This is a genomic window from Pseudomonas sp. (assembly GCF_049590575.1).
Classification (GTDB): Bacteria; Pseudomonadota; Gammaproteobacteria; order Pseudomonadales; family Pseudomonadaceae; genus Aquipseudomonas.
This window is the reverse complement of record NZ_JBAWDE010000174.1, coordinates 1-4,690: the sequence shown is the minus strand read 5'-3', so window position 1 is coordinate 4,690 and position 4,690 is coordinate 1. Positions and strand designations below refer to the sequence as shown.

Annotated in this window: 4 protein-coding genes; 2 read left to right on the top strand and 2 right to left on the bottom strand. The window is 65.6% G+C overall.

Features of this window, described 5'->3' with window-relative positions; translation table 11 throughout:
- Positions 1-1,391 (top strand): nitric oxide reductase transcriptional regulator NorR (gene norR / locus WBR57_RS12235; protein ID WP_424084051.1); only part of this gene is annotated, 1,391 nt, incomplete at its 5' end.
- 109 nt (positions 1,392-1,500) lie between these two features.
- Here norR and WBR57_RS12230 read toward each other — a convergent pair.
- Entirely contained in the window at positions 1,501-2,403 is a 903-nt protein-coding gene (locus WBR57_RS12230; RefSeq protein WP_424084050.1) for a DMT family transporter, read from the bottom strand.
- 136 nt (positions 2,404-2,539) lie between these two features.
- On the opposite strand from WBR57_RS12230, the gene WBR57_RS12225 reads away from it, so the two are divergent.
- Positions 2,540-3,415, top strand: coding sequence for a helix-turn-helix domain-containing protein (locus tag WBR57_RS12225; RefSeq protein WP_424084049.1), 876 nt, complete (start codon positions 2,540-2,542; stop codon positions 3,413-3,415).
- On the opposite strand, the gene WBR57_RS12220 is transcribed toward WBR57_RS12225, so the two are convergent.
- A partial coding sequence (locus WBR57_RS12220) for a LuxR C-terminal-related transcriptional regulator (RefSeq protein ID WP_424084048.1) occupies positions 3,412-4,690 on the bottom strand: 1,279 nt, incomplete at its 5' end. The two genes, WBR57_RS12225 and WBR57_RS12220, sit on opposite strands and share 4 nt — an antisense overlap.

The following is a 4,690-nucleotide window of genomic DNA, read 5'->3' as shown; positions in this document are numbered from 1 at the left end:
GGCTGGTGCCGCTGGCCGTGGACGGCTTGAGCGCCGACACCCTGGGCCGACGCTTCAAGATCAGCGAACACCCGCGCTTTGCCGTGCTGCTCAGCAGCCCCGGCCCAACGCGCTTTGACAGTGACAGCGAGTTGCCCGACCCCTACGACGGCCTGGTCGATGGCCTGCACAGCCACCTGGAAGTCCACGATTGCATGGGCTGCCCGCTGTTCGTCGACGACCGGCCCTGGGGCCTGCTGACCCTCGATGCCCTCGACACCGAACGCTTCGAGCGCGTCGAGCTGGACGCCCTGCAAGCCTTTGCCAGCCTCGCCGCCGCCACCGTCAACGTCGCTGAACGTATCGAACGCCTGGCATTGCGCGCCGAAGACGCACACCAGCGCGCCGAGATCTACCGCCAGGCCAGCGGCCAACAGCACAAGGAAATGATCGGCCAGAGCAAAAGCCACAAGCGCCTGGTCGAGGAAATCCAACTGGTGGGCGGCAGCGACCTCACCGTGTTGATCACCGGCGAAACCGGGGTCGGCAAGGAGCTGGTGGCACAGGCAATTCACGCCGCATCAACGCGCGCGGACAAACCCCTGATCAGCCTCAACTGCGCCGCCCTCCCGGAGACCCTGGTGGAAAGCGAGCTGTTCGGGCACGTACGCGGCGCCTTTACCGGCGCGCTGAACGAGCGCCGCGGCAAGTTTGAACTGGCAAATGGCGGCACGCTGTTTCTGGATGAAGTGGGCGAGCTGTCGCTGACCGTACAGGCCAAGCTGCTGCGCGTGCTGCAAAGCGGCCAGTTGCAGCGCCTGGGCTCGGACAAGGAACACCAGGTGGACGTGCGCCTGATCGCCGCCACCAACCGCGACCTGGCTGACGAGGTGCGCAACGGTCGCTACCGCGCCGACTTCTACCACCGCCTCAGCGTGTACCCGCTGCAAGTGCCGGCGCTGCGTGAGCGCGGGCGTGATGTGTTGCTGCTGGCCGGTTTTTTCCTCGAGCAAAACCGCTCACGCATGGGCCTGGGCAGCCTGCGCCTGACCAGCGACGCCCAGGCGGCGCTGCTGGCCTATAACTGGCCGGGCAATGTGCGCGAGCTGGAGCATTTGATCGGACGCAGCGCACTCAAAGCCCTGGGTAACTGTCGCGAGCGCCCGAAGATTCTCAGCCTGAGTGCCCAGGACCTGGACCTGCCCGACGTCAGCGCGCCGGCCATCGAAGAGCCGCCCCAGCCGACCCTTGTCGTCAGCGGCGACCTGCGCCAGGCCACCGAGCACTACCAGCGCCAGGCGATCAACGCCTGCCTGGAACGCCACCAGCACAACTGGGCCAGCGCCGCCCGTGAACTGGGCCTGGACCGCGCCAACCTGAACCGAATGGCCAAGCGCCTGGGAATCAAATAGAAAGATCACCACCCCCAAAATGTGGGAGCGAGCTTGCTCGCGAAGGCGGTGGATCAGTAACAAATGTGCCGACTGACACTCCGCTTTCGCCAGCAAGCCCGCTCCCACACTAGATCGCGTTGGCCTTGAAGACCGGGCTCACCGGCTTAGGCTTACGAAACACCAACACATTCCCCGCCATCACCAACACCAACCCGGCCAAAGCCGGCGCCGTCCACTGGTACCCTTCGGCGAACGCCGACACATTCAGCGCCACCACCGGAAACAGCACCGTGCAATACGCCGCCCGCTCCGGGCCCATGCGCCCCACCAACGTCAGATACGCGGTAAAACCAATCACCGACCCCGGAATCACCAGGTACCACAGCGCCCCGACATACCGCGCACTCCAATCCATATCGAACGGGATGCCACGCACCGCGCAATACGTCGCCAGCATCGCCGAACCGTACGCCATGCCCCAGGCATTGGTGGTCAGCGGCCGCAACCCGGCCTTCTGCTGCAGGCTAGACAGCATATTGCCCGCCGAGAAACACATCGTGCCGAGTAACGCCAGGCCCAGGCCGAGCAAAGTCTGTGGGCTGGCGGTATGCCCGACCAACTCCGGCCAAAACAGAAAGCCCAGCCCCAGTAACCCCAGCGCGCCGCCCATCAACACATTGCGCGCCACCCGCTGGCCGAAAAATACTCGGGCGTTCAGCGCGTTCCACAAGGTCGCCGTGGAAAACACCACCGCCACCAGGCCGCTGGGGATCCATTGGCTGGCGGTGAGAAAACACATGAAGTTGACGCAAAACAGGCACAGGCCCTGGGCCAGGCAAATCAAGTGACCGCGCCGGTTCATCACCTGCAGCTTGCGACTGAGCAGCAGCAACGCAAACAACACCAGCGCCGCCAGGCCGAAGCGATAGACGATGGACACCGGAATCGCGACCACGCCCAATTGCCATTTGAGGGCGATCCAGGTAGTGCCCCAGATCAGCACGGTGAGTAAATACAGGGAAAGGTTCATAGCGGGCTCCATCGGTTGAGCCACAGTGTCGCCCTCGACCCGCGCCAGGCGCTTGCAGATTCTTGCGCTTTTGTCGGGCGACGGGCTCACAGCGCTGGCCGTCGGGAGTAGGATGCAAGGCGTCGGAGAACTCACCATGCCTGATCTGCAATCCCTGCAAGTCTTTCAAGCGCTTAACCGCTCGCCCAACGCACGCCTGGAAGCCTGCGCCGAGCTCGGTGACGGCTTGTCTGCGGCCTTGTGGAGCAACCATCACGACTCGCAGGATTACCAGGCGCCCACCCATCACACCTTGTCATGCTACGTCGGCGGCGGCACCGGCACGTTTCGACGCGATCAACCGGGCACCAAGGGCGGGCCCGACAAGCTGTGCATCCTGCCCGCCGAGCACCAGTCGGCCTGGGTGATCAATGGCGAAATCCGCCTGGCCCATGTGTATTTCAGCCCGGAGCAATTCGCCCTGGGCTGCGTCACCCTGCTCGACCGCGAACCGCGCGCCTTGCAACTGCGCGAAAGCACCTTCCTCGAAGACGCGAGCCAGGCGCGGCGCTTTCACCAGTTGATCGCCCTGAACTGGCACGAGCCCGCCGAGCGTTTGCTGACCAGCAGCCTGGCCCATGAAATGCTCAGCCACACCCTGCTCAGCCAGGTGGGCGCACGCGACGGGCTACGCTTGAAAGGCGGGCTGGCGGCCTACCAACGGCGGCGGTTGGTGGAGTACATCGACCAGCATTTGGAAGACCCGCTCAGCCTGGGCCAGTTGGCAGGCCTGTGCGCGCTGTCGGAATACCATTTCGCGCGGATGTTCCGCCAGAGCTTCGGCCTGCCGCCCCATCAGTACCTGTTGGCGCGGCGCCTGAGCCGCGCGCAGCGCCTGCTGCGCAGCGGCGCCCTGCCCCTGGGTGAAATCGCCCTGCTGTGCGGGTTTTCCAGCGCCAGCCATTTCACCCATCGCTTCCGCCAGGCCATGGGCGCCACGCCCGGCGACTACCGCCAGGCGTTCACGGCTTAAACCATCAGGCCCAGAGTCTTGGCCTTGGCCACCGCCTGGGTGCGCCGCTCCACGCCAAGCTTGCTGTGGATGCGCCGCGCGTGGGTCTTCACGGTGTGCAGGGAAATAAACAGGCGGTCGGCGATTTCCAGGTTGGAGTTGCCGAGGGCGATCAACTGCAACACTTCCAGCTCGCGCTGGCTCAGCGGGTTTTCCACATCGCCGGGGGTGGCGGCCTGCGGCTCCATGCCCAGCTCGCTGAGCAACCCCGGCGAGCGCAAACGCAGCTCGCGAATCGCCTGCTGCACCTGGCAGCGCGCGGCCAGTTCCAGCCCGGTTTGCAGGGAGCGCCGCGCCGAGGCGGTGTCGCCCATTTGCCAGGCCACCTCGCCCAGCACCAGGTGCAGTTCGGTTTCCAGGCAGAGCATGCCGCGCTGGTGGGTGGTTTCCAGCAGCGCATTCAGCCGGGCGATGGGTTGATCGGCGCAGCCCAGCTTCACCTCGGCCAGCACCAGCAGGTATTCAAGACGCGGGATCAGCTCCAGGGTGGCCGGCGGCGCTTGCTTGGCCTGGGGCCCACGGAAATGGCGAAGGACCCGGCGCAGCGCTGCCACGGTCAATTCGGCACGGCCCTGCTGCAACCAGAAATGCCCGCTGACCAACAGCAGCACCGCGCGGTACACCGTGTCCGGCACCTGGCGTTGCTGCATCAACCGTTCGGCTTCACGCAGTTGAAAAAACGCCTGGGCGTAGTCGCCACGGTTGGCAGCCAGCAGCGCCAGGCCGAGAAAGCCGTAGAGCACGCGTTTGTCCTGGCTGTGCAGGCATAGGCTCAGGCCGGTGTCGAAGCATTCGCCGGCCAGGCTGTCCTGGCCCTGGCGCAATGCCAGATGCCCACGCCGCAGGGCGATTCGCCCCACGAGTGGCCCGACCTCAAGCCGCTGCTCAAGCAACATCGCCTGCACATTTTCCAGCAGGCTTTGCGCCCGATACGGTGCGCCGCGCTGCTCCAACAACTGCGCGTGGTCGAGCTCCAGCAACGCCTCGAGCAGCAGCGAGCCATGGGCGCGGGCCAGGCACAGCGCTTCGCGGTTCAGCGACTGGGCCACGTCCAGCTCGCCGCGCAGCAAGGCTTGCTGGGTCAGCCCCGACAGGCACATCAGCCGCGAGGTCCAGGCACTGTCGGGCAAGGCTTGCAGCGCTTCGAGAAAATGCACCCGAGAACCCTCGGCGTCGCCGCCCAGGTGCAGCAGCCAGCCCCACTGCGCCTGCCAGCGCGCCAGCAGATGCCGTTGC

What these genes read in the sequence shown, in the direction of transcription:
- WBR57_RS12230 (WP_424084050.1), bottom strand. Translation starts at nt 2,403, where the DNA reads ATGAACCTTTCCCTGTATTTACTCACCGTGCTGATCTGGGGCACTACC.
- WBR57_RS12225 (WP_424084049.1), top strand. Translation starts at nt 2,540, where the DNA reads ATGCCTGATCTGCAATCCCTGCAAGTCTTTCAAGCGCTTAACCGCTCG.